The organism is Candidatus Competibacter phosphatis (assembly GCF_012939995.1).
Taxonomy (GTDB): domain Bacteria; phylum Pseudomonadota; class Gammaproteobacteria; order Competibacterales; family Competibacteraceae; genus Competibacter; species Competibacter phosphatis.
Map to the genome: position 1 here is coordinate 28,730 of NZ_SPMZ01000036.1, position 25,812 is coordinate 54,541.

The window sequence follows — 25,812 nt, forward strand, 5'->3', positions numbered from 1 at the left end:
TGCACCTATAATAACGGAACGGCAGATGGTAATCCGCCGTTTTTTTCGACATTTCACACTGTACGAGTAATAGATCAAGCTAACTCCGAGTGGAAAATCTGCAATCTTCCTGCTTGTCGCAACTTATCCACTGTCTTGTTAGACTTGTTTGCCTGGTACATCTCGAAAGATAAGGTGATCCGGGAAAAAAACGGAAAAGATAGAGTAATCATGAACTGTATCTGTATCCACCGATGGGAGTTATAACGTGAAAAAAAAGTATTGTTATATGTCGGCAATCATTGCTAGCTTTTTATCGGATCATGGGGCTGAATATCCTCTTGATGATGGTCCTTGTACTCGGAGCTTCCTCCTATGTCAGCGCCGATGAAGGCGTTCAAGGATTGTTTTCTCCAATAACAACCAGTATTTACGGTCGCCGATATAGCAATGCCATCTTGCAGGGCGTGAGCCTGAGCGATGTTTTTTACCTACAATGATACAGAAACCACAGCGTTTGGACCTGCTTATGCGAATGTCTGGACGAGCCCGTCCAATTTTCTACAATGCAAGCCTCCAACCGGTAGAAAATTTTCCTACGCGCTTTGTTATTATTCTGGACCCAATGATCCAACAGGACATAGTTCGGATAACCCATCCCTGCCGTGTACGCTGTCCGATGATGGGATAGTGGCCAATTGTTCATGTTACGAAATATCGACCGACGATGTATCGCCAAAGATCCCCTATTATGTTGATATTCATGCTATATCCAATTTGGAAATATATAATGAAACCGTTGAAACATGTGGGAAGGAAGGAGAAAAGTGTGCCGCTACCGATAGAGATCCGTCCGTGTGTGATGCGATCAACAGCAACCTGTTGGTTCCTGGCGCAGACCTGATTTCTGTCTTTTCGCCGGTTTTCGCAAGTAATTATTTTACCAAAGGAGAAAATAATTCGACCGCTTGTGTCGATGGGAATGCGGGTATTTATGCGGGTTGCATGACCGCGCCTTGTTACCGGACCGGAGAAAAGGATGCCAGTGGTCGTAATATTGTAGAGTGCAAGTGCCCGATTTTTAAAGGACCTTATCAAGTCGGTCAGGCGAACCAAAGCTGCGACGCCAACGAAACACCCCTCAGCACCACGGTCTCTCGCGACGAAACGAAGAAGATTTGGAAAGCCGCTAACGTATGGTCGGCGGCTTACAATCCAGCGGGCGGTCCTATTACGCTTCCAGATGGTGCATGTGTGCCCGATCTTCCGGGGGATAAAGGCTGCGGTCTTTTCGACCCTCAGAAAGATTACGGAAAAATTATTGATCCTGACAGCGCGCTCTGTAAAAAATGTTTGTAGTGCCTATGAAGGGAGCGTCAATAGTTCTGGTATTCAAGTGGGTTATTCGTGCGACGCAACTCTGTGCACGACAACAGGTATTGGACAGGAAAACAACCCCAATTTTCCTCCTTCGCGGAACGCCCAACTCAGTTTGATGGGTGAAGCATGCAATGGTATCCAAGATACCGATGGCATGAAGCAGATTATATTGGTTGAAGCATTGGCGGAATGTAGTTGCTGTGCCAGTCAGGTCTGTGGATGCACTAATATTAGTACGACGACCGATCAAACGATCTTTAGTCTGAATCAGCAACAGCGCGATGTGGGCATCCAACCGCAATGCGATCTTAACAATACGCTTTGTGGAGAGAGTCAGTAACAAGCTGGCCGTTTCAGCCAGCGTAGCCCGTAACATAAGCCAGGACGGCAGAAGGGTATTTTCTGCCGTCCTTTAAACCGACGCCTTTAGAGCCTGATCAAGACACTGATATATCGTGAAAACCAGGGGAAGCCACCGATGAAATACAAAGGTGGCTGTCACTGCGGCCAAATCGCTTTCGAGGTCGAAGGCGAACTTACCCAAGTTACAGATTGCAACTGTTCAATCTGTTCACGGAAGGGCTAGCTTCTTTGGTTTGTTCAAAGAGACAAAGTGCGCCTAATCACACCTGAAGACAGTCATGCATTCATCCATGTGGATGCAAGCGGCTGCCATTATTCCTTCCTTACAGTTTGATGTAATGGGATTACGGTTCCACTCAGTACGGACGAGTGGCGGCAAGTACATTTTCGTGAACCTGCCAACCTGCCTACCCACCGGCAACAGCCCGACTCACCGCCCGTCGTTCCAACCGCCGCAAGCTCTTGAACGCGATAGCTCGAATCGCGCTGTCCTCGTCCTTGTTGGCCAGAATGCCTTGCAACGCGGTTTGCGCCGTTTCGCCGCCCAGCCGGCCCAAGGCCGCAATCGCGCTTGACCGCGCTGCTGCTTCACTGTTGATCGCCATGGCGCGTTGGATGAGCGTCGCCACCTCCCGCTGTTCCAGATAAACCGGCAAGGCGGCTTGCCGCTGCTCGGCGCTGGCTAGCAAGCGGCCATCCGCCTTGGGCAGAACCGCCCGCAGGACTGGACGCAAGGCCGCGCCATCGACGCTCTTGGTTCGCTCCAAATGCTGGAGTACGGGCTCGCCGCCCAGCCGGGCCAGAGCGGCGCTGGCCGCCGCACGCACCCCGGAATCGACATCCTCCAAGGCTTGCAACAGCAAGTTGCTGTCCTTGGCATTGCCGCACTCGGCCAGACAACGAATCGCTTCGCACCGTACCGCAACCGGATGACGAGGATCGGCGAGCGCAGCCCGCGCTGCGGGCGCGACGGCGAGTTGCAATTGACGGGCAGCCCACAGACTGGCCCGCCAGGCGTGCGCTTCCGCGCCAGCCTGTTCCCACAAATGCCGTTCGTCGGCCCGTCGCCAACCGTTCGCCGCCCGCTCCAGCGCGGCTTGCACCCCTGCCGCTAAATCTCGGTCGCCACTGTTGCCGGCGATCCAGGCCGCTTCGGCACGCGTCGCGGCTGCGTCGCTTTGCAGCAGATCGCGCAGCGCGTCGCCGGCGAAAGTCTGGCGGCGGATCAGCCCGCGCCGCAGCCGTTGGCGAACCTGTTGGTCCTTGACCACGCTCAGCCGCTGGGTCAAGGTGGCGGGGTCGCCCTGCCGGGCCAGGAAGCGGGCGGCAGGTTGGCTGATCTCGGCGTATTCGCTGTTCAGAGCCAGCAGGTTGACCTGGGTAGCGTCGGTGGGATAAATCCGTCGTAGCGCCTCCAGACCGGCCTTGCGCAGACCGGCGTCGCGTTGGTGCAGTAGCGATTCCAGCACCGGTTCGGCGGTGACCGCGCCCAGTTCGCCCAATTCGATGGCGGCCCGCTGCCGGGTGGAGCCGTTTTCGTAAGGATCGCTGGCGAGGCGTTCCAGCAGGGCACGGCTGCGCTCGTCGCCGACGCGCCGCAAACCGCTCAGCGTCCGCCAGCGCAGTTCGCCCACACCCTCGCGCGCCAGTCGTTCCAGGTTATCGCGCACCCGCTGGCGTTCGTCGGCGTCGGTCAGTCGGGGCAGCAACGCACCGAGGGCTTCGGCGGCATCCGGGGCCAAGGCGCGGTCGTCAGCGGGCAAGTCGGCGCGTTGATCGAGCAACGGTTCCAGATATTCCAACGCGCGCCGGTCGCCCAACTCGCCCAGCGCGGCGATGGCGCGTTTGCGCTCCACCTCCGTGCCAGCCGTGAACGCCAGCAACAGCGGTTGGAAGGCTTCCGGTCGTTGCTGCTTGGCCAAACCTTCGGCGGCGGCCAGCAACAGTTCGCGGCGGCCGCCGATCAAGGCCCGCGTCAACGGTTCCAAACTCGCGCCCGGCATGCCAGCGACGATACGTTGCGCCAGTTGCGCGCAAGCCAGCGCCCGAATCGCCTCGTCGCGGTCGTCCAGCAGCCGGACCAGCAGCGTTTCCGCCGGTTTCGCTTCCAGTACGCCCAAGACTTCGACGACGCGGGTCCGAATCGCAGCGTTGTCGTGATCGAGCAACGGCGGCAAGGTTTCCAAAGCCAATTCTTCCCGGTAACGCGGGTATTGCCGCCCGTCCGCGCGCTTTTGCTCCGGCTGGATTCGGTCGCGCAACAATTGCAACAACACGTCCAAGGCTTGGCTGTGATAAGTGGCTTTGTCCTTGTCCAGCAACCAGCGGCCCAGCAGCGGTGCGGCGGCGATGTGGCCGATGCGACCCAGGGCGCGCAGTAGAACCGGACGGTCGGCGGTCAGATCGGGATCGTCTTCCAGGCGCACGGTCACGGCCTCGACCGCCTTTGCCGCGACCTGTTCATTCGGTCGGGCGTGCGCCAAGACGACCAGCGCCTCCAACGCTCGGTTGGCGGTTCGCGCTTCGCCGTGCAGAGCAGCGGCCAATACGTCCAGCGCCAGCGACTCGCCGCGTTGAGCCAAGCCTACGGCGGCGCGCAGGCGCAATTCCTCGTGCTCGCTTTCCAAGGCGCGGCTTAGAGCGGCGGCGATGCGCGGATCGTTGGCATCGAGCAAGCGATCCACCACGGTCAGCCGCAGATCATCGTGACGGCTGTTCAAGGCCAGCAACCAGGGTTCCAGACTGCCGGTGGGATACAGGCGAGGCAGTTGCTCCAGCGCGTGGCGGCGCGTCTCCGCATTGGCGGCATCGACCGCGCCCCGGACCAGTTCGGCGGCGCGCGCATCGCCGGCTGCGGCCAAAGCCAGCAAACGGTCGAAGGCATTGCGGCCGAGGTCGGCGAAATCGACGTTCAAGGCCAGCGCCAGCGGCTCCAGCGGCTCGCGCGGATGCAGTTCGGCCAGCGCGCTCAGCGCCGCCTGCCGCACTAGATGATGCGGGTCGCCCAAAGCTTGACGCAGCACCGGCAACACCGCTTCCCGGCCGATGGTGGGTTGCTGGGCCAACACCGCGAGACGGGCGATGCTGTCGCGCCGCACCCGTTGATAATCGTCCGGCCCCTTGGCGACCGGCGCTTGCCGAATCAGGCCGGCATACGTGCCGAACGCGAGCCGCCACAGTTCGGACGCGCTGGCTTGATCTTGCGCTTTGGGCGGTCGTCGCCCGCCACCGGCGAAGCGCAACACCGTCAGCAGGCGTTGGGTGGCGGAGTTGTTCGGCTGCGGCTTGCGCTGGAACAGACCGCGTATCCAGCCAGTCTTGCGCTCCAGCGGCGTTTCGGCTTCGGGCGCGGTTTGCGGTGGGGCCTGATCAGTGGCAATTTCGGCGAGACGCTTCGCCTCGCGCCAGAAGGTTTCCGGTTGCGGGCGCAGGCCGAGCACCTGGGCAGCGGCGTAGCGCCGGGCTGGGGAATCGCTGGCCAGGGCGTTGACCACGGCGTTGAGCAGACGCGGCCGTTGCGCCGGCTCCGGCCAATTGCGCATATCGCTGGCTTTCTCCGGCTGGCGCGGCCCGATCAGTTCCAGACCCCATTGCCCCAGGTCTTCGTCGCCCAACCGCGCTTCCAGCACGCGGGCGGCGGCATAGCGGATTTCCGGCTGGCCGGCGCTCAGAGCGCTGAGCAGCAAATCCGGCTCCAGTTGCGCTCGCGCCAAGGCAATATCGCGGGCCACGATCACGGTGAAGGTTAATTCCTGAAGATCGCGTTCGCGGTCTTCCAAGCCTTGCAGCAAGCCTTGGGCGCCAGCACCGCCCAGCGCGACGAAACTGTACAACGCGCCGCGCCGGATCGGCAGATGCTCGTGACGTTGGGTGCCGGCCAGCACCGGCAACGCCCGCGCATCGCCCAGCTTCGACAGGCCATCGGCGGCCCAACTGCGCACCGCCAGATCGGCGTGAGCCAGGGCGGCGACCAGCGGTTGCTCGTTGCCATTTTGGCAGGCGGTGGCCAAACCCCGCGCGCCGTGTTCCCGCACCAGGGGATCGTCGTCTCGTAACAAGGTGGTGAAGAATGGAATGCTGGCCGAGTCGCCCACGTCGGCCAGGGCGCTAGCGGCGCGCTGGCGCAGCGCATCGGCGGGCCGGTCACGATCGGTCTTGGGAATACTCAGCAACGCCTGCATCGGTCCGACGGCGCGGCTGTCCCGGCGCTTGCCGCACAATTCCCCGGCGCGCACCCGCAGCAGATAAAACGGGCTGTCGAAGGCGAGGGCGAACGCTTGCGCGTCGTTGGGCAGCAGTTTGTCGAGCGCTTCGATGGCGGCGAGGAACTGAGGCGCTTCCTCGGTTTGCAACAGTTCGATCAAACGGTTCCGCAGCGGGGCCGGGTCGGTCGCTTCCAGCGCGCCTTTCGAACCGGCCAAGCGGACTTCGGCAGCGGGCGAATTGAGCGCCGCTAGATGGTAATTGGCGCGTTTCTTGTCGGCGTCTTCCTTGGTCAGAGCCTCGTAGGCGGCCAAGCCGACTTCGGCGGCGCTGTCGCCAACTCGTTCGATCAGCAATTCCCTGGCCCAGGCGCGCGACTGGCGGGCTTGGCGAGCCAGTTCGTCCACGGCCCAGCGGCGCACGTCGGGATGCACCGAGGCGACCGCCCGGCGCAGGGTGGTTTCCGGGCGCTTGCTGTGCCAGGCCCACAACGTCCGCATGGCTTCCCGGCGCACGTTCTCGGCTTCGTCGTCCAGAGCGTGGCCGAGTAACCCGTCGATGCGGGTGGCGAGTTTGTTTTGGGCAGTCGCACCGTGCTTGACCAGCAGTTGCAGGGCGCGGGTCCGAATTTCGCCCGCCTGCGTGCGTAGCGCCAGTTCAGCCAGATCGATCTCGCCGGCTGGGCCTTCCGGCTCGGCCAATTTGATCAGCCCGTCGAACGCTTCGGCACGGACTTGGGCGTCGTCGTCGTTCAACAGCCATTGCAGGCGCAAGCGCAAGCGCCGGTCGCCCGCCAGATTGATGATCGCGTTGGCCATGAAACGGGTGACCAGCCGCCGTGTCCCGGCTTCCAGTTCTCGGCTGAGTTGCAGCAAGGCGCCGCTGGCGCGGTCGTCGCCGAGCCAGCTCAGACACAGGACGCTTTGCAAGGCCATGTCCGGTTGACGGCAAACCAGAGCGGTGAATAGCGGTTCTAGGTCCGATTCGGTCGGGGCTGTGCCGGTGGTGGTTGCCGCGCCTTCGATGCCGAGAGCGGCATATTCGTCCAGTATCTTGGCGATATCGGGGCCGCTGGCGCGCAGGTTGGCAACCAGCGCTGGGTGGACCGCGACCGCGATCCAAAAGGCCGCGTGACGGACCGCGAACGTGTCGTCATTGATTGCCTGGCCGAGCAACTGGCGGCCCTGTGGCGTGGCATTCAATTGCCGTCGCCCCAGCCGGATCAAAACCGCGCGGCGGATATCAGCGGAACCGCGCTCGAACGCACCGCGCAGGGGTGCAACGCCGGCCTCAGGGTCCAGGGTCAGCAAACCATCGAGCGCGGCTTCGCGGACGTTGGCGTCCGAGTCGTTCAGCCGCTCGTTCAGCAGTCTCGGCACCAGGGGCGATGCTTGGCGCAATGCGGTCAGGCGTTGCACCGCATCGAGCCGAATGTCCGGGTGCCGGCTGCCCAGCGCCAGTTGCAGGGCGTGCAGGGGCGTTTCGGCGTCGATTTGCTCCAGCGCTTTCAGCGCGGCCTTGCGCACGCCGACATGGTCGTCGTTCAACGCCTTGGCCAGTGTCGGTCGGCTGCGGCGGCGTTGGCTGACACCCAGCTTTTGCGCGGCTTCAATGCGTTGCCCCGGCCGGGAGTCCTGACCGAGCACGTATTCCAAACCTTCCCGCGCCTCGTCCTCGGCCAGTTGCGCCAAAGCGTCCAGGGTGGCCGAGGAGGAGCGGTTCGCCTTAACCTCGTCGAGCAGTCGTTGCAGTCGGGAGTCCCAGGTTTCGGCGCTACCGGATGGATTGCCGTTTTGATCGACCGGACTGAGCCAAATCAACCGATTTTCCGTGACCGCGACCAGCAAGCCGCCGCGCTGTTCCGGTTTGGCCTGTTGCAGTGGTTCGAACAGCGCCAGTGCGCTGGCGTTGCGTCCGACGGGGATAGTGCGCGGCTTGCGGCGCTGATCCAGCGTCCAGACCTTGAGTTCGCCGTCCTCGCCGAGCGAGAACAAGCGGCGGGGAAGGGGACGGCCCTGCTCGTCATTCAGTGCCGCGCTGAATAATAGGCCGCGCACTGGACCCTGATGGGCGGCATCGCCGCTGCGATTTTCTTCGTCGATGGCCCCTTCCAGGAAGCAGACCCGGATTGAACCATCGCCGCAGCCGGCGACGATCCGCCCGTCGCCGGTGAAAGCCAAGGCAAAAATGCCACGCTCGCCGCAGGGCATGACACGGGGTTCGGCGTCGCTCAGTTGGGCCAGCGGCAGAACGTAAATGGTGTTATCGGCGCCAGCGGCAGCGACGCTGCCACTCGCTGGGTCCAGCGCGACGGCGCGTAGCGGCTGTTCGCTCAAATGGCGCTTGGCTTGCTCGCGCAGGCGCGGCCGGTCGCCGTCCATCTCAAGGGTGTGCAGTGCTAGCACGCCGTCATCGCCGATGCTCAAAACCTGCGAGTCGGACGTAACCAGCGCCCGCACCGCGCCGGTGTGAACAGCCTGCTGCCAATCCGGGGTTTTGCCTTCGCCGCTGGTGCGCCAAATGGCCAAATCGCCCTTGACGGTTCCAGCCAGCAATAGATCATCGTTGCAAAAGGCCAGCGCGGTTGCAACGGCGTCCAGCGGGGCGCTGAATCGCAAGTTCAGCTTGGGCAATTGCAGCAGATGAATGCCGGAGTCGGTGACACCCACCGCATCGCGGCGACCGCCGACCGCAAGGAGTTTGCCGCTGGCGGCGACGGCTAATAAGCGTTCGATGTGGGGCGCGTATTGTTTAGCCACGGCGTGCGGCTCCTTGGAAAATTTACAAACTAACAAAAGGTCGTATTGGAGAAAATCGTTTTAGACTTGATTTTTCTTCAGCATACATGCCTAGCCAGCAAGCTATTGGATCGTTTATTTACTCCGCAACTGTTCCATCCTCTTCATAATCATCCTTTAGTTTTGATTGTAAGCTTTTGTCTACATCCTGCTTAATGATTCTTTTTTTCAAGCTCGGTACTTATTCGATCTACACGGTTCTGGAAGAACAAATCATAATTATCATTCCATACACCAAATTTATCTAGATCGTCAATAAAATGAGATTTCATGGTGTCGGAGAGTATTGCATTTGTTTTTTTTGAATTTCTTCATGTATTTTTGATGGAGGTTTTGCGCCAATTTTCTCTTTTATTGAGAAAATCATCTACAATTGTTATATTTAGTATGTGATTAATGTAGGATTCTTCTATATTGCGATTTCTCAAATATGCTCTTGGGAAAAAAGTGATGATAATTTTTTGCTGTTAGCCTGTTTTTAACCAATAATTACTTATATTAACGATGGAATCATCCACGAACGATTTTGGTTGCTGATAAGCGTAAATACATAGAATTGCCTTTATATAACTTCGGCCAGCGCTAAACCATCCATTCTCAATTATGAAATTGGGAGATGTGTCGATTGGCCAGTCATATGAAGGCAATTTTTCAAGTAAAATATCATCTATTCTTTTGATGTCTTGAGCCAATTTGCTCTCTACAGCAGAAGAATACCGTCCTGACAAAGAGCAACGCCAAAAGAAATCCTGTAGATATTTCTGCTTATTGCCAGTAGGCTTATCTTTGTTTTTGAAGAAAAAAATATGAAAATGGGACTATCAATGCATTGTATGGCAATAATTGCGAGACGGGTATTCGGTAAAAATTTCTAAAATATTCAACTGTTCGTTCTATTGCATCTATCGCTTCATCCCATATTGATATAAATTCATTTTTATCTAACTTGAGAATTACCTGTCTTTTGCACTCACCAGCTATGATCATTGAAATCGTTTGTAATACAGTTGCATCTGGTACGGTTTCATAGTCGAATGGTTTAAGGTTATCAATCAACTGCTGATATTTTTTCTGAAAGATCAAAATTCTTCTCAAAGTCGAATGTTTTTTGCGACCATTATTTCAAACAAAAGAGAGCGGCTTGCCGCCAACATTAATTCTAGTGAAAATCTCTGTTGCAATATCTATTTCAGCGTCTTTAATCTGAATAATTGGGTATTGATAGCTTTCAATTCTGCTTTTTATACAATTTTCAGTTTTTTCATGATACTTTTTGTGGATAAGAAGCGAGTACAGTAAAATCACCTGTCAATAGGTCAAGAACAGTTATATATGTTTTTTTCATCTTCTGTTTCTTTTTTTTTCAGCAGAAACTATCTGTTCGTTTTCTTCAGATTCAAGATTGATAAATATTTTTGAGAAATCATCAAATGATTTTCCGTTCTCTCTGTTTAGGCAAATACCTTTTAAGCAAGCAAATAGGCTTGTTAGTCTTTGTTGTCCATCAAGGACATAATCTATTGCCTCACCCTTTTCAGGATCGGGTAGTTTTTTGATTGCCTATGTTTCTAACTGAACGCAGTCTTTCTTTAGTCCTCCAAAATATAAATGTCCCAATTGGGTAACCTTTCAATATACTATCAATTAATCCAGCCGATTTTTGAACTGTCCATACAAAATCCCTTTGGAATTGAGGTATTTTGATTTGTCCTTTTTTCAATTTCAGAAATAAGGCTTGAGAAAGTTCTTGTTTGAGGTTCTGGTAATTTCATTATATTTTCCTTTAAATTATTTCTGTGAAACCTAATCTTGGTATGAGGTTAGAATTAAAAAAACTATATTAATATATTCTACCTGACTAGAAGGTTCTGGAATCGGTAAGCCATCCTCTCGCATACCATGTAAATGCAATTGGATAGCCTCCTGAATTTGCGTTTCTACTTCTTCAAGAGTTTGGCCAGTCACTATACAACCAGGAAGATCGGGGATATAGTCCGCATAATTTCGTTCCGCTTTTTCGATTAATACCGCATAACGCATGGGAAAACCTCATCACTTTTTCATACCTGTTCGCTTCAAGCCACTTCCCGCATAGGCCGAATCCGTGGTGGCGGTAATTCTCGGCCTTCCTTGACGAAATGCTGAATCACATCCTCTATGACTTCACATAGCTCGCTATAAAGCTGTGTCGGGCTATCGCCATGAATTCCTGTGATTAAATCTGGACATTTACCGACATAGGTTTGATCTTCTTCGCTCCATTCAATCCACTTATGGTACTGGTCGCTTACTTTCATTTTTTTCACGCTCTCTATCGCCTGATTGACTTGCTTTTCTTGGTAATGTTTTGCGTCATCTCCGGATTGGCCGCTGACGGTTACCGCACCGGCATATTTGGAATGAATGAATTTTCGATGCGAACCTTTGCCGCCACCTACTATTTCACTGAATCCGGCGTCTTTCAAATTCTGAATCAGATCTCTAATTTTCTTCGGCATCATGCATTGCTTATGAGCTCACTGTATGCTTGGCCTCCACAAGAGAAGCGTGTTGGCTTGGAGGCATATATCCCTATAACTTCCCTGCGGCCACGAGCGCCGCTTGGAGAGTGGCGAGTGGAAGAAGGAGCGAAAGCGGTTGATCGACAAGAGGCGCCGCGCCGTAACGTTCGTACCAGCGAGCGACCGAAGCACTCTTGGCATCGATGAGCAGGGCGACGCCCCCAACTTCGCTGGCGGCGAGGAGACAGCGCCGGCCGGCCAAGAGCAATAGTTGCCCGCCCAATCCATGGCCCTGCCAGGCGCGGGCGACCGCCAGTCGCCCGAGACGAAACACCGGCACGTCATAGCGGGCGAGTCCCCGTCGGATCATCTCCGGCGTGCGCGCGTAGGCCACCGAAGCGGGGCTCAGGCTGTAGAAGCCGAGCACGCTGTTCACTTCGGCATCGGCGACCGCCAGAAAGGTCTTGGCGCCGCCCCGTTCGTGGCTCTTGCGGGCATGGTGGCGCAGAAAGTCGTTCAAGGCGGGTTCGCCGCAATCAAACCTTTCCCGGTCATGATGCCTGCCGATCGATTCTTCGTGCCACGGCGGCAGGGTCATGAGGGGTTTGGCAGGGCTTCCGCCGCCGCGAGCAGCCGGGCGTTGGGCGCCGGCGGCTGTTCCAGGACCGCGAGCACCCGCAGGCTGTCCCGCTCGGACAGTGGCACGCGCTCGGCCTGCTCGATCACGGTTTTCGCCGCCTGCAACGCCGTGCGGATCACGAAATCGGTGAGATCGGTGTTTTCCAGGGCCACCGCCCGCATCAGCACGGCTTTGTCTTGAGCGCGAATCCGCAAGGATAGACGACTGTTGTCTTCAACCATCACTCTCGGCATGGCTTTCTCCGGCATAGTACTGTTTCAAAGCGTACGAAAATTCCGCTCAAAGAGGAAGCGACATTCCCAGGAAGCAGGTCGCACAGCTTGTGCGACATTGTCGGGCTCGAATTCGTGCCACAGCTTGCGGCACGAAGAGGCTTGGTCGAAAAAATGAAATAGTCTGTCCCTCACGCTGTCCTTGCCCTCAGATTCACCTGTCCCACTGGCAAATCCACTCGAATCGCCGGATGTACCCGCCGAATTTGCACTAGCGCGGCGACGCAATGTTGCCATTCATTCTTGGCGCGAGAATGGCGGAATTCCGCCAGCACCGGTGTCACCAACTCCGCGAAACCGGCATCGCTCAGGGCTAGCGTTTTGATGGCTTCAATCAACCGACGTTTGCCGACGCTGGCTGGCCACGGCCGTTCGGGCGCGGCTTGGTTGGTGTCCAACTCGCGCCGTTCCATCCGACCGGGCGGTAGGCCAAACAAAGTCTTGCGCAGAAATCGACGCAATCCTTCGACTGGAGTGCTGGGCTGGGGCTCGGTGGCCTTCGCGGTCGGCACGAATTTCCGGCGCTGACGTTCCCACAATAGGCGAACGGTGAACAGCCCAACCTCGCGGTGCGGGCTTTCCATCAGCCAGGCCAGCCGCGCCGGATCGCTGAGTTGCTCCTGATGGCGACGGATCAGGGTCAGCGCCGTTTCGCGGGTGATCTTGTGGCGGCTTTCGGCCAACTGAAACACCCGTTCCGGCAACAGCCATTCGACCGGCAGGGCCGGTTCCATCGAGCTTTCCCCTAAGTGCAACAACTGTTCGATGGCAAAGGCACGGGGTTCACGGTGTTCGCTGTCGGCCAGTCGATAGAGGAGGGCCGGCTCGTTCCAGGCGCGCAATTCCTCCCGCGCGATGGCGACCGCCAGCCGGCGCAGATCAGGCCGTTGATCGGCAAACAGCGGCCGCAGCCGGCTCGACGGATAATCGGCGGCGGTCAAGCCGGGTTGGATATTGAAGGCGCGCGTTTCGGGATCGCTGGGGCCGATTTTCGGATGATGGGCCTTGAGATAGGCGGCGGCGAAGTGGCGCACCGGTTCCGGTTGGGTGGGGCCGCAGGCCAGTTCCCACAGGTGATCGATTCCGCTGCGCTCGCCGCTGGCGAAATCGTCGGGCCGGAAGGATTCCAATAGATAGCGGTGGGCGAAAGCGTGCAGGGTCGAATCGGCCTGCCGCGCCATCGCCAGCAGCCAGGGCAGCCCGACGCGGCTCGGTGCGACCAGCTCCGAATCGCCGAGCAACTGGAGCGCGAGCAGGCGCAGCGCCGGACGCATGGCGAGGCCTTTGAGCCACTCGACATCCAAATCCTCGCCTTTGAATTTACCCTGCCGCAACCAACCGGCCACGGCATCGCTCAGATGAGGATTCAATAAGGCTTGCTGCATCCAATCCGAGCCGATCTCGCGTCCCGAATAACCCGCTAGTGTTTTAAGCACTCGCTGGCGGGCAATGGCGGTACAACGTGGATCGTCCAATACCTGACGGTAGTAAGCAGCGGGGACCGTAACCTTTGCGTCCCGATAGAATTCGAGTACGGCATCGAGAGCGGAAGCGCCCCCTCGTTGGGAAAGATTATTGAGGATGCGCTCGAAATCGGCATTTTGAACGCCTTGTTGAATGAGCCCCATGATGTGTTGTATTTGACGTTCGACAGTGGCGTTTTGCGAACCGGAAGGGGCGAGGGCTACTTCGACGAACTGTTCGGCGGTGATGTCCTGGGGCCGGAAACCTTGCTGCAATTTGGCCTTGGCGAGAGCGGCGCTGGCTGGCACCGTCAATAATATGAGCAGGGTCGGCAAGCCCAGTTCGGCCGGTTTCCGTTGTTCGAGCAGGGCGATGGCAAAGGTCCGCGCGTCCTGTGCGCCTTCCCGCACCAGCTTGACCAGTTCGGCGACGGGCAGGTCGGTGGCGTAGGCGCGGGCGTAGTCGATGGCGTAGCGGCGGGCCGGGCTGTTGCCGCTGTACAGCAATCCCAACACCATGTCGTGCAAGCCGAGTTGCTTCAGTTTCGATTGGTGGAACTCGGGATTGTCGCGCAGTAGTTTGATGATGAAGTCGTGCACGATGTCCAGCCGCTTGGCGCCGAGGCGGGCCAGCCAAGCCGGTTCGACATGGCGCAGGGTGTCCTTGAAGTCCTGCTCCAGCCCGCGAATGGCGAATTCGCAGACTTGCGGGTTTTGGGCATCCTCCAGCAACCGCAACAGCGGCGCGGGACTGATTTTCCAGGCATCGTCGAAGGCGCGATGCTCCAGTTTGGCCGGCAGACCGCTGCTGCCCAATAGACCTTGATCGGTAGCGCCGATCAGGTCCTTGTGTCGCCAAATCTGATTGGCGATCCAGCAGTGGCGGAAGTTGCACTGAGACGGGTAGTGACGCAAGACTTGGCCAGCGTACACCGGAAACAACTCCGGCAGGACTTGACCGAGTTGCCGCAGATAGCGCCAAGCGCGACGACGCATGTACAACCAGGTGCCGCGCGAAATGTCTCCTTCGCCCAGTTTGGCTTGGTCGTCCAGGCGATAGCACAGAACGCCCAGCATGGCGAGGTCGTGGTGCTGTTCGGCCTGCTTGTAAATGCCCTTGATACCTTGCCAGATGCCCCAACCGATGGCGTTTGGCGGCAGTTGGGGAATCAGTTCCAACAGCAGGGCACGGGCCGGTTCGTCGTCGGCCGTATATAAATCCAGCAACAGTTGGCCTAAGCGCAGGCGCGGCGGCGGGTTGGGCGAGGCCAGCAGCGCGGCCCAGGCGCCGGTGCGCGTCGCTTGACGTTCATCATCGGTTTTGCCGGCCAAGGCTTGCGGGTTCAGACTTTGGCGCAAGCGATCCAACGACCAGGCATCGGGCGGCAAAGGTTGGGCCTGATAGTCGTCCGGCGGGTCTTCCGGCTGGCCGGCGGGCGGGTCGGGCTGCGCGAGAAATTCCAGAATCCACGGGACGAATTGTGGATCGCGCCGGGCGGCGGCGTATTCCAGATCGGTGAACAGAATGGAGCGGTCGTCGGCCATGAGCATCGCCTATTGAGGCCGGTAGCCTTCGGCTTCCAAGGCCGCCCGGACTTGGGCAAAGGCGGCTTCGGCGGCGGAGGGGTCGGGGTAGTGTTCCACGCCGTGAGTGTGCAGCGCGTTGCCTTCCACGCTCAGGCGCAGTTCCAGGCGACGTTCGCCCAACATCAGAACCAGCGTGCATTGCGAGGGGGCGGGGGCGGTGGACGATGGTTCGGTGACAGCGGATGACGCAACCGTTTCGCTTGGACCGCCGTCGCCGTCCACGTAGCCTTTCTTGTATTTTTCCCGCGCCTGTTTTTCCAGTTCCCGCGCCGCATCTTCCGGCGAATCGTAGCGTTTGGCTTGACTTTGCCCCTGGCTACCGATCCGGCCGAAATTGACTTCCAAGTTGTTGCCGATACAGCGCGCACGCCAGAACTTGTTGGATTTGCTGTCCTGAAAGATCAGGGAAACTTGCCACTCACTCATCCGTGCCACGCTCCTCCAGTTGTTTGAGTTGCGCCAGAAACGGTTTGGCCCGCTCCGGGTCGGTCATGTGCAGAAAGGCGACCCAGCCCCGCAGTTGCGCCAGACTTTCACCTTCCTTACCGGGTTTGCCGTTCAACCGATTGTGCAGAGCGGCGCGCAGGCGTCGAACCTGGGCGCGCGGCACTCGCGCCGGACTGCCAGACGGCGTTTCGTTAACCACCAGACCCGTCACGGTTTGCCGGCGGCCTCGGCGCAGAATCCGGGTTTTTTCCGGGTGGGGGACAAAGCCTTCGGCCTTGAGAATCATGCGAACGCAACGCAACAAGCGACCCAGCGGCGGTGGTTCTGCCTCGTGCCAGGAAAAGGTCAGATCGTCGGCGTAACGGGTGTAGCGGAATCCCAGTTTTTGGCTCAGGCCGGACAGGCGGCAATCCAACCGCAGGCAAACGGTGTTACTGAGGGCGGGACTGGTCGGCGCACCTTGCGGCAGGGCGCGCGGCCCGCTGGCGACATGGACATGCTGGCCGTCGAGTGGCAGCAGTTCACGCGGTGCTTCGGTACAGAGCAGAGCCAGCACGGTGGCGACCTGTTCGCCGTAGCCGCCCTTACGGAATAGGCCCTTGACCCGCCGCCAAGTCACGGTGGGATAGAAATGGCGGATGTCGAGTTTGACGATGGTGTATGCGCCAGCGTGGACGGCGGCATTGCTGAAGATGCTGCGTCCGGGTAGGAAGCCGTGCGCGGCGCCGTGCACCGGCAGGCGTTCGGCAATCTGGCGCAAGATCCAGCGTTGAGTCTTTTTTCAGCGTCGGCTTGGGCGCGCTGATCAGGCGGGCGCCGCCGTCGCGTTTGGGGATGGTCCAATATTGATAGTGGCTGCCGCTGTCCACTTCGCGGTGGAACGCCAGCCAACGCAAACGGGGAATGGACAAATCGAGCGCCTTGGCGAGGGCTTGGGCGTCCTTGATTTCCGGCAGGGCATTGGTTTCGCGCCGGGTTTCGGGATCAGGCAGGTCGTAGCGGTCTTGGTCTGGCGTGTCGTGATGGAACACGTCCGCGCCGAGGTGGACCAGATGGGCTTGGCGGAAAGCGGTCCACGCTTGCTGGCGCAACTGCTTGCGGACTCGCCGCTCTTCTTCCCGTCGCGCTTTGTACTGGTGGAGGGCGGCGCCGGTCAGCTTGGCGGGGTCGGTCGCCTCGTCCAACAGACCCAATTGTCGTAGCCGGGCGACGACCCAGCGTTCGATATCGCCGACTTGGGCGATGTCTTCCCAGGTGGGGGGTGTCTCGCTCATGCCGTTTTCCAGACCGAGCGTAAGGATTGCTGGAGCGTGAGGCGCAAACCGCTACTTCTCACAAGGGACACGGTAGGCTCACCGGCCAGCCGCCGGTAACCGTCCCTAGTTGTTGGCGGAAACCGCGGTGGCGTGGTTGGCCCAGCTCCGCCAACAACTAGGGACGGTTACCGGCGAAGCTGGCCAAGAACAGCCTACCTTGTGGCGTGTGTGGCGTTGGAATTCCCGGACGGCGCAACGCCGCCCAAACGGCTAATGGAGGAACGCCTCACGCTCCAGCAATCATTACGCTACGGACTTTTCGCTCCCTTGTCAAAGGTTGTCGTTAGTTATGAAACGGTTATATCAGGTTACGCTGTGCTGGCGTCGATAAAGCCCTGTTCCGCCAGTCGGTCGAGGCGGGCAAAATAGGCGTCGCGGGCTTCCTCGGCACGGTTGAACAGTAGCCGTTGCTGGCGCAAGGTCTGAGGATCGTGGCCCCAGCGCAGCAGTATCTGGCGTTCGTCCAGGGAAACCCGATAGCTCAACACGGTTTCGCCTTGACGGCGGGTCAAAGTCCGCGTCTCGGCGCGGATCAAGCGGCGCCCTTCGGCGGTTTCCCGCGCTTGCTCCAGCGCGGCCTGTTCGCGGGCATAGCGCAGTCGCAGCGCGATCATGTGCGGGCAGGGGCCTTGCTTCAAACAGGCGCGGCGGAATTCGTGGCAGGTGCAACTCGCCTTGATGGTGCGGCCTTCGCGATCCAGGGTGAACGAGGTTTGATAGTGGCGATGGGCTTGGCGGTCCTGTACTTCGCCGTCGATGGCGGTGCCGTCCAAGCCGAGATCGTGAATGCGGGTCAGTTGGACCTGATCCTCGGTTGCCAACAGCCGATGCGCCTGTTCCTCGCGGGCGTCACGGTAACGCAACCGGTCTAATTCCAGCGGTTGAGCCAGCAGCGGTCGGTGTTGGAACAGGCCGCTGGCGATGTCGTGAACCAAGGTTCCTTTGAGCAACTCCTGCAACAGCACTTGCCTGATGGTCTGGCGCGGCTGGCGCAGCGTTTCGCTCAGAGCGTCCAAAGTCAACGGAGCTTCGGTCAACTGGTTGACGACGCGCTTGGCCAATACTTCGTCTTCGCTACCGCCGGATGCGAGCAGATCGAAGGTGGCGATGCCGGCCCAGCCGCTGTCGGTCCAGCCGCTCAAGGCCAAGGTCAGGCTGGCGGATTCCATGTCCAGCACGTAAAAAGCGGGTAAGCCAGCGCCCAGCAGATAGACATCCACGGCTTTGGCATAGGGCAGCAAGCGGCCGAGTAGATTCAATCGCTGGCGCCCCCAGGTGCGTACTACCTGCGGCACTTGGCCTTGATAGGGCGATCCGCTGGCGCTCAACACCTGTTCCCAGGGTTCCAGCACCAAGCGCGGCGTTTGGCCCGGAACCAGTTCGTAACGCAGCGCGCGCGGTGCCGTTTTCGCTTTGCGCAACCTCAGACTCAGGAGAACGTTGTAAAGATCGACTGGAGCTAGATGAACTCGTTCGGCGGGTAGAGTCGAAGCCGCTTGTACCTGCCCAAAAGCGCGCAGCCAACGATAGGGTACGCGCACGGTCTTGGCGGTTCCGGCGGTTGAGGAGTGGCCATGCAAGGTAACGGATCGGTGAGTACGGATACCGGTCAATGCCTGCAACAACGATGGCGTGAAACTGAGATGAGAAGTGCCTGCCGTGAAGGACGCGGCCTGGTAAGCGCTGCCGGCTTTGAGATGCAGTCGTGCATAAGTGGATTCATCGCGGGAGAACACTTCGATATCGATACCGTTTGCGTCCACGCTGAACAAGGGGTCCAGTGGCGTCTCTTGCTGGGTCGCTTCGCCGTATTTGGCGGCCAGAAAGGTTTTTTGCGCTTCCCAGACCGCTTGAGTGGCACGCTTGCCCTTGCGCAACAGGTAGGCCAGATAGTCGGCCCGATCGCTGGCTTGGCGGCGCAGATCGCTCGATAGGATGTCGCCGAGAGCCAGCAAACCATCGCGCACTATATCGGTCCGCAGGACTGCGGCTTTGAGGTGGACCTCGGGACGTGCGCCATCGAGCGGTAAATCCAATAGATCGTCATCGGTTTCGCCGGAGGGCGGGGTGAATTCCCGGTAGCGGTAAATCACTTCGGCGCTAGCCATTGGGTATCGGACCTTACACGAGAGTTTGTTCGAAGCTTGAGGTTTCGCCATGCTGGTACGGCGATGGCGCATGGCAAGAAAATTATAGTACGACAGTGTTGTGAAAGGTGTTTGCTCGGTTTCGGGGCAACTCGCGCATGATCGAGCAAATTGCCGAAGCCTGGCTGCTGGTGGAGGATGACGACCACCGCCAACGAATTCCTTCCGCCGATTGGGTTGTTCTCCGCCAATCCCCGAGACGCCCGCATTTTGCGCGATCGTTGTCAGCCGCGCACCAATTAAGCGCAAAAATCCGTGTCAGCCGGATAAGTTATTGATCATCTAATTGATTTAAAATTAATTTTATCGCAGTTTCGAAATTTGCTAATTTGCACCCGCTTTATCCTTTAACGATCCTGTTGCGACCCGAAATGGGGCGAACAATCCCGATGAATCGAATAATCCTAACAGAACGAATCGAGATGACGATCCATGAGCCAGAACGATAAACGGCTATCGAACAATCTACTTTTGGGTTTGGTGGGAGTGCTGATGCCCGCGTTGTCCTGGGCACAGGAGACCGCCACAAGTTTGAATCAGGGCAACACCGCCTGGATTCTCACATCCACGGCGCTGGTGCTGTTCATGACCCTGCCGGGTCTGTCGCTGTTTTACGGCGGCTTGGTGCGGACCAAGAACGTGTTGTCGGTGCTGATGCAATGTTTCGCCATCACCTGCGTGGTGTCGCTGCTATGGTTCGTCTGCGTCTACAGCCTCGCGTTCGGGACCGGCGGCGACTGGATCGGCGGTTTCGGCAAGGTCTTCATGGCGGGGGTGGAGGAAGACTCCCTGACCGGCGACATCCCGGAAACCGTGTTCGCCATGTTCCAGTTGACCTTCGCCATCATTACCCCGGCGCTGGTCGTCGGCGGTTTCGCCGAACGCATGAAGTTTTCCACCATGCTGCTGTTCAGCGTCCTGTGGCTGATCTTGGTGTACGCACCGGTGGCTCATTGGGTATGGGGCGGGGGCTGGCTCCAGCAAATGGGGTTGCTGGACTTCGCCGGCGGAACCGTGGTGCATATCACCGCCGGGGTGGCCGCGTTGGTTTCGGCTCTGGTGTTGGGTCGGCGCCACGGGTTTCCGGGGACGGCCATGCCGCCGCACAACATGACCATGGTGGTGACCGGCGCGGGCATGTTGTGGGTCGGCTGGTTCGGTTTCAACGCCGGCAGCGCGCTGGCGGCCAACGGCAATGCCGGCATGGCCATGATGGCGACCCATTTGTCCGCCGCCGCCGGTTCGCTGGCATGGATGAGCATGGAGTGGATCAAGTACCGCAAGCCGAGCGTGCTCGGCATCGTGACCGGCATGGTGGCCGGTCTCGGCACCATCACCCCGGCTTCGGGCTATGTCGGTCCGGCCGGCGCCGTCGTCATCGGCACGGTGGCGGGGTTCGCTTGCTTCAACGCCACCCAATTCCTCAAACGGGTGCTGAAGGTGGATGACTCGCTGGACGTGTTCCCGGTGCACGGCGTGGGCGGGATGCTGGGGACGCTGGCGGCCGGCGTGTTCGCCTCCACCGAATTGGGCGTGTTCAAGGGCCAGGGTTTCGCGCCGGGAATTAGTTCGATGGGACAGCAGCTTGGCGTGCAGTTCGTGGGCGTGGTCGCGACGGCCGCCTACACGGTGGTCGTGACTTTTGTGGTGCTCAAGCTGGTGGATGCGGTCATCGGCCTGCGGGTAAGCCGCGAGGACGAGATCGGCGGTTTGGACATCGCCCTGCACGAGGAACGGGGCTACGACCTGTAGGGAAAGCGGCGGTGGCCAGGGAAGGCCGCGAGATTGCGTACGGCCGCCGCCGGCTTTTTCAGCGCGCGGCCAGCGCCGCTCCCATTCGCTCCAAGCCTTCCGCCAAGGTGGCGCGCGGGCAGCCGAAGTTCAGCCGCACGAAACCGTCGCCGCCTGGACCGAAGGTTGCGCCGTCGTTCAGCGCTACGCCGGCCCGCTCCAGGAAAAAGTGTTGCGGGTTGCCGGCGATGCCTGCATTCCGACAGTCCAGCCAGGCCAGATAGGTGGCTTCGGGAACGGTGGCGCGGAGCTCGGGCCAATGGCGGGCGACATGCTCCACCAGGAAATCGCGGTTGGCGGCGAGATACGCCAGCAGATCCCGCAGCCATTCGCCGCCGTGGCGGTAGGCGGCCAGCGCGGCGGTCAGGGCAAGAATGTTCACATCCGGCACGATGCCGCGCATCGCTTGTTTGAATCGCCGCCTGAGTTCGGGATGCTGGATGATCGCGAAGCTGGCGCCCAGACCGGGGATGTTGAAGGTCTTGCTGGGGGCCATCAGAGTGATGCAACGTTGGGCGATCTCCGGTGACAGAGCGGCCAGCGGCGTGTGTCGGCGCCCGTCCAACAGCAGATCGCAATGAATCTCGTCCGAACAGACCACGAGGTCCTGGCGCTCGCAGATCGTCGCCAGTTGGGTCAGTTCCTCGACCTCGAAGGCCCGCCCGACCGGGTTGTGCGGGTGGCAGAGAACGAACAGTCGGGTGCGCGAGTCGATGGCCGCTTCGAATGTCGTGGCGTCGAAGCGGTAATACAGTCGGCCATCGCGCAGCTCGGCGGTTAGCTCGGCGGTGATCAGCCGCCGTTCCTGATGGCCCGGCGCGGCCAGAAACGGCGGATACACCGGCGTTTGCACCAATACCCCGTCGCCCGGTTCACCGATCGCCCGGCACACCACGTTCAAGCCACACACCAGCCCCGGCAGATACACGATCTGTTCCGGTGTTACGGCCCAGCGATAAAGATCGGCCATCCGTGCGCAAATCGTTTCGGTCAATTCCTCCGGTGGTGCACCGTAGCCGAAGACTCCGTGCGTGACTCGTTCGCGCAGAGCCGCCAGCACCGGTTCCGGGGCGGCGAAGTCCATGTCCGCCACCCACAGCGGCAGAGCCGAGCCGTAACGCTGCCATTTCAGGCTGTCGCTGCCGTGGCGGGTAAGGGGCTGGTCAAAATCGCAAATCATAGTGAAACAATCCTGTGGACAACTGTAGCGGCCTAAGGTGGAATGATTCTAAGATGAAGTCATTGTCAACTTGAATGGATTAAGGCGATCCATGATGCGAAATCACATGAACCGTGGCGCTTTCCATCACTTTATTCGCCGGCGGTCGGTCTGCGCGTCCCTAGGCCTGCTGACACTGTGGCCGTTTTTGGCATTGGGGCAGGACGCGGACTTATGGGAGCAGCGGCCGGGCGGGCGCAACCTGACGCCCCCGGATTATGCCAGACCCGCGCCGGCCTTGCCGGGTCGTCCGCCGCCATCCCTCGAATCGCCCCTATCCAGCCAAGAGCGGGTCTTCGTGCGCCGGTTCGAACTGACTGGCAACACCGTGTTCACCCGTGAGGAACTGACCGCCGTCACCGCGCCGTATGAGAACCGCGTCCTCAGCGCCGAGGAATTGCAGGAAGCGCGCCGCCAGTTGACCCTGTATTACGTCGAACGGGGTTACCTCAACTCCGGTGCGGTGATCCCGGACCAACAGGTCGAGGATGGTGTGGTTCGAATTCGGGTCGTCGAAGGCCGGCTGTCCGAGGTCGAGATCACCGGCAATACGCATCTGCGCGCCGATTATCTCCAGGACCGGTTACAACCGGACGCCGAGGAACCATTAAATGTTCAACATCTTCAGGAACGTCTGCAACTCCTCCAGCAAAATCCGCTGATTGAGCAGCTCCAAGCGGAACTGGCGCCGGGCGTGCAACCGGGGGAAGGGCGATTGCGGCTCGGCATCCGCGAGGCTCGCCCCTATGAAATCGGCTTGGCGGTGGCCAACAACAATCCGCCGAGCGTCGGCGCGACACGAGCCTACCTGTACGGAGTGGACCGCAACCTCAGCGGGGTCGGCGACACTCTGGGGGTTGAGCTACGGCCACAGTCTGGAAAGCAGCGACACCTCTGACTGGCGGGTGTTCTACGCTCGGCCGCTGAACGCCCGCGATACCACCGTGCAAATCTGGGCCGAGCGCAACGATACCTCGGTGATCGAGGATCGTTTCAGCGCTCTCGATATCACCAGTGATCTGCAAAGTTATGGCATTGCTCTAACCCATCCCCTGTACCGGACGCCGCAACAGACTTTTGCCTTGGGTGTAAATCTGGAACGGCGGCACAGCGAATCTTTTTTACTGGGGATTCCGTTCTCCTTTGCCCCTGGTGAGGACAACGGCGAGGCGACCATCACCGTCGCGCGCTTCGTGCAGGAATGGTTGGACCGGCGCTTGAATCAGGTGATTGCCGCCCGTTCCACCGTCAGCGTGGGTCTCGACGCCTTCGGTGCCACGATCCATGCCCGGGAGCCCGACGGCCAGTTCGTGAGCTGGCTCGGCCAATTCCAATGGGCGCAGCGCTTCGGGGAGCGGGATTACCAACTGCTCTTCAAGAGCATTCTGCAATTGGCCAACGATCCACTGCTGCCGATGGAAAAGTGCGCGCTTGGGGGATTGGAGACGGTGCGCGGCTATCCCGAGAACACCCTGGTCCGGGACCGCTGTTTCGTGGCTTCGCTGGAATTCCGAGTACCCGTGTATCACCTGCCGCTGCCCGGTGTCAGTCGTAGCCCCAACGAGGGTCAGGTGCAACTGGCGGTCTTCACTGATTACGGTTATGCCAAGAACAAAGGAGTGTTCGACCTGGAACCGAATTCGATTTCCAGTGCCGGCGTGGGGGTTCGCTGGGACGCCAGCGATAAGGTCAGGGCGGCGTTGTATTGGGGCTACCCATTCCAGGACGTAAACACCGGCGAGGAAGCCTGGACTGGGTCACGGGTGAATTTCTTCGTGCAGGCCGCGTACTGACTGGCAGTAAATCGCGCCGGCTTGCTCGGGGCAGTTCAGTCGGTGCATCGGTTTACCCAAACTTTCCATCGAACACACGCCCGATGGTTGGGATAGATAGCGACAAGGCTGTAACACTAGATGTAGGGGTTACCTGAGTTAGCCGGATAGGCATTTAAAGTGAAATATCATTGGTGAAGCCATAACCTGACACGTCCATGTGCCACTTTTTTTTGATGATTAATTTGCACAACAGCTCACATGGTTTCCGTTGAAGTCCCTGTTTTCGACGAAGCGCACCACATCAGCCATGTCGAAGGGGTAGTAGTCATCTTCTTCTACAAGCCTCGCGCGGTCGAACCTCTCTATGTCTCCCTCTGTCCACAAGGATTTCCAACGCTCCTTGGATACGCAGGTATCCGGGTTCCAGTCAGGTTTGGAACGCAAGAAACTTGTGTTACAAAACCTAAGCATGCCACCAAAGACTTCCATCAAAATCGCGGATCCAACCGGGCCTAACCGCTGCCCGCCGGCAACTTCAGACTCGCGCAGAATGTAGTAAAACAATGGCGTTTGCGTCCGCAGTGGGCTCGGACCATCACCAGGGGCGATGGCATCTAGGCGAGCCCAGGCCGGAATTTCATTGAGTTTCAACTTGTCGGGAGCCAGATCAATCATCGTATACCCGGCGTCATACAGTGCCTGTGCTACATCTTGGCCCGAAGGCAGCCCCAGAGCGTTGCCGCGTAGCAGGTTGCGAAATCCAAGCGCGCGATCATTGGGATTGTTGCTGTTGACCACCGGTCGCGGCATATTCTGAATTTCATCGGCGAGAAATGGGTCTATCGCTTTGCACATGCGTGGACGTACGCACTTGGCCACGTCAAACAGATACTTCCAGTCGACGACCAGGTTTTCGGGGTAGGCACTGAAACCCAAGGTCCCAAAGCGCTCGTCGAACAGCTCGATATCCAGATTCTTGCCGTTAGCCGCGTATGAGGAGCGCACCAAGGTATGGCCGACACGGTAAGCGGCAACGGAGAACTCGATCGGTATGGTCAGTTTGCCATGGCTGTCGGGCGCGTAGATCAGCGGGTCCTTCGCCGCTAGCAGGCGACTAGCGGCGAACTTGTACACGTCCCTGTCGCACAGGCGTTTGAGGAAATCGAACAAGACCAGCCATTGGTAGTGATAACGCGTCTGTTTCTGCGCCTCCTTGAAGCGTCCACCACCTTTCTCTTCATGCACACGCTCGTTGTAGAGCTTATTGTGGAACTTATGGAATAGGAGCTGCATCTGCGAGACAAAAAATGTTTTTCGTCATTACGTGGGTCGCCGATTAGGGCAACACCGCCAGAGGATCTTGCAAGATCGTAGCCGTTGGGATTTTCGGCTAGACGGCCAGGACGTTCCGGGTCGTAGATGTGGGGACTGGCCTCCGGCCCAAAGCCGTAGATGCAGTCCAGATCAAGGCTAGCAGAGCGAATGTTGGGCAGCTCCGACACGGCTGCGGCATCCAGTGGCGGGTTCTGCCGCAAATCGCTGGTGGCGTCCAGGGTTATTTCATGATCGATAAACTGCGCGAAAAAAGTGTATCCGGCTGGGATTTTCGAATCCGGAGACTTGCCGTCGAAATCGTGCATCAATCCGCCAGGTCCGCCGAGGATTGCGGCTTCCTCTTCGCTAACAGCGAGTGCGGGTTTCGTGAATAATTTGCTGAAGTTAGAGACTGCAATGTGTTCACAACCGCTTACCTTCGATATTCCATGGTGGTGTACTGGGCATCTACTCATCTTTGCATTCCTCATTCCAAGGTAGGTTATAACATGTGACTGCTGAGCGTGCGAAAATCATCTTTATTTGGTTATAACGATTTGTGGGTAGTCGGGTGGTTTTATCGCGCTTCCGCATACTCCACTGGAATCGCGAAGTCG

At 58.7% G+C, this 25,812-nt stretch carries 17 protein-coding genes and 1 pseudogene; 5 read left to right on the plus strand and 13 right to left on the minus strand.

The annotated features are described in order from the left end of the window. Window positions 1-459 precede the first annotated feature (459 nt). Complete coding sequence (locus E4P82_RS12780) at window positions 460-1,338, plus strand: hypothetical protein (protein WP_169249248.1); 879 nt, start codon at window positions 460-462, stop codon at window positions 1,336-1,338. Window positions 1,339-1,837: 499 nt separating this feature from the next. After that, window positions 1,838-1,942: pseudogene (locus tag E4P82_RS22180) on the plus strand (GFA family protein); the annotation flags it as partial. A 187-nt stretch (window positions 1,943-2,129) separates the two neighbouring features. Here the strand turns inward: E4P82_RS22180 and E4P82_RS12790 are convergent. The 11 genes from E4P82_RS12790 to E4P82_RS12835 form a co-directional block, all read right to left on the minus strand. Further along, a complete protein-coding gene (locus E4P82_RS12790; protein ID WP_169249249.1) occupies window positions 2,130-8,684 on the minus strand; it encodes a HEAT repeat domain-containing protein in 6,555 nt (2,184 codons plus the stop codon). 1,573 nt (window positions 8,685-10,257) lie between these two features. Next, window positions 10,258-10,422 carry a DUF262 domain-containing protein gene (locus E4P82_RS22185; protein WP_312915012.1) on the minus strand — a complete coding sequence of 55 codons (165 nt, stop codon included), beginning with the start codon at window positions 10,420-10,422 and terminating at the stop codon, window positions 10,258-10,260. After that, the gene (locus E4P82_RS23215) at window positions 10,364-10,495 is read right to left on the minus strand and encodes a hypothetical protein (protein WP_312915019.1); all 132 of its coding nucleotides are present in this window, start codon (window positions 10,493-10,495) and stop codon (window positions 10,364-10,366) included. The genes E4P82_RS22185 and E4P82_RS23215 overlap by 59 nt, the downstream gene beginning before the upstream one ends. Before the next feature lie 31 nt (window positions 10,496-10,526). Continuing rightward, the gene (locus tag E4P82_RS12800) at window positions 10,527-10,763 is read right to left on the minus strand and encodes a type II toxin-antitoxin system HicB family antitoxin (protein WP_169249250.1); all 237 of its coding nucleotides are present in this window, start codon (window positions 10,761-10,763) and stop codon (window positions 10,527-10,529) included. Window positions 10,764-10,798: 35 nt separating this feature from the next. Further along, on the minus strand, window positions 10,799-11,224 hold the full coding sequence (locus E4P82_RS23710) for a type II toxin-antitoxin system HicA family toxin (RefSeq protein ID WP_420887111.1): 426 nt from the start codon (window positions 11,222-11,224) through the stop codon (window positions 10,799-10,801). 70 nt (window positions 11,225-11,294) lie between these two features. Then, window positions 11,295-11,822 (minus strand): GNAT family N-acetyltransferase, encoded by a 528-nt coding sequence (locus E4P82_RS12810; protein WP_169249251.1) that lies wholly within the window; start codon window positions 11,820-11,822, stop codon window positions 11,295-11,297. After that, a complete protein-coding gene (locus E4P82_RS12815) occupies window positions 11,819-12,097 on the minus strand; it encodes a type II toxin-antitoxin system TacA family antitoxin (protein ID WP_169249252.1) in 279 nt (92 codons plus the stop codon). The genes E4P82_RS12810 and E4P82_RS12815 overlap by 4 nt, the downstream gene beginning before the upstream one ends. 170 nt (window positions 12,098-12,267) lie before the next feature. Further along, the gene (locus E4P82_RS12820; RefSeq protein ID WP_169249253.1) at window positions 12,268-15,144 is read right to left on the minus strand and encodes a hypothetical protein; all 2,877 of its coding nucleotides are present in this window, start codon (window positions 15,142-15,144) and stop codon (window positions 12,268-12,270) included. 9 nt (window positions 15,145-15,153) lie between these two features. Continuing rightward, window positions 15,154-15,612, minus strand: a complete 459-nt coding sequence (locus E4P82_RS12825) for a WGR domain-containing protein (protein WP_169249254.1) — start codon at window positions 15,610-15,612, stop codon at window positions 15,154-15,156. Continuing rightward, window positions 15,605-16,393, minus strand: coding sequence for a reverse transcriptase family protein (locus E4P82_RS22195; RefSeq protein WP_246327568.1), 789 nt, complete (start codon window positions 16,391-16,393; stop codon window positions 15,605-15,607). Before E4P82_RS22195 ends, E4P82_RS12825 begins: the two co-directional genes overlap by 8 nt. A gap of 864 nt (window positions 16,394-17,257) precedes the next feature. Next, the gene (locus E4P82_RS12835; RefSeq protein ID WP_246327569.1) at window positions 17,258-19,057 is read right to left on the minus strand and encodes a hypothetical protein; all 1,800 of its coding nucleotides are present in this window, start codon (window positions 19,055-19,057) and stop codon (window positions 17,258-17,260) included. Between the two features lie 471 nt (window positions 19,058-19,528). Between E4P82_RS12835 and E4P82_RS12840 the strand changes: the two genes are divergently transcribed. After that, window positions 19,529-20,848: an ammonium transporter gene (locus tag E4P82_RS12840; protein ID WP_420887112.1), complete on the plus strand. Its 1,320-nt coding sequence runs from the start codon at window positions 19,529-19,531 to the stop codon at window positions 20,846-20,848. Window positions 20,849-20,906: 58 nt separating this feature from the next. On the opposite strand, the gene E4P82_RS12845 is transcribed toward E4P82_RS12840, so the two are convergent. Next, a complete protein-coding gene (locus E4P82_RS12845; protein ID WP_169249256.1) occupies window positions 20,907-22,067 on the minus strand; it encodes a MalY/PatB family protein in 1,161 nt (386 codons plus the stop codon). A 91-nt stretch (window positions 22,068-22,158) separates the two neighbouring features. Here E4P82_RS12845 and E4P82_RS12850 point away from each other — a divergent pair, with 91 nt between their 5' ends. Further along, a complete protein-coding gene (locus tag E4P82_RS12850; protein WP_169249257.1) occupies window positions 22,159-23,004 on the plus strand; it encodes a ShlB/FhaC/HecB family hemolysin secretion/activation protein in 846 nt (281 codons plus the stop codon). Then, window positions 22,964-23,899: a ShlB/FhaC/HecB family hemolysin secretion/activation protein gene (locus tag E4P82_RS12855; RefSeq protein ID WP_169249258.1), complete on the plus strand. Its 936-nt coding sequence runs from the start codon at window positions 22,964-22,966 to the stop codon at window positions 23,897-23,899. The genes E4P82_RS12850 and E4P82_RS12855 overlap by 41 nt, the downstream gene beginning before the upstream one ends. Before the next feature lie 219 nt (window positions 23,900-24,118). On the opposite strand, the gene E4P82_RS12860 is transcribed toward E4P82_RS12855, so the two are convergent. Then, on the minus strand, window positions 24,119-25,174 hold the full coding sequence (locus E4P82_RS12860; RefSeq protein WP_169249259.1) for a peroxidase family protein: 1,056 nt from the start codon (window positions 25,172-25,174) through the stop codon (window positions 24,119-24,121). Window positions 25,175-25,812: the final 638 nt, after the last annotated feature.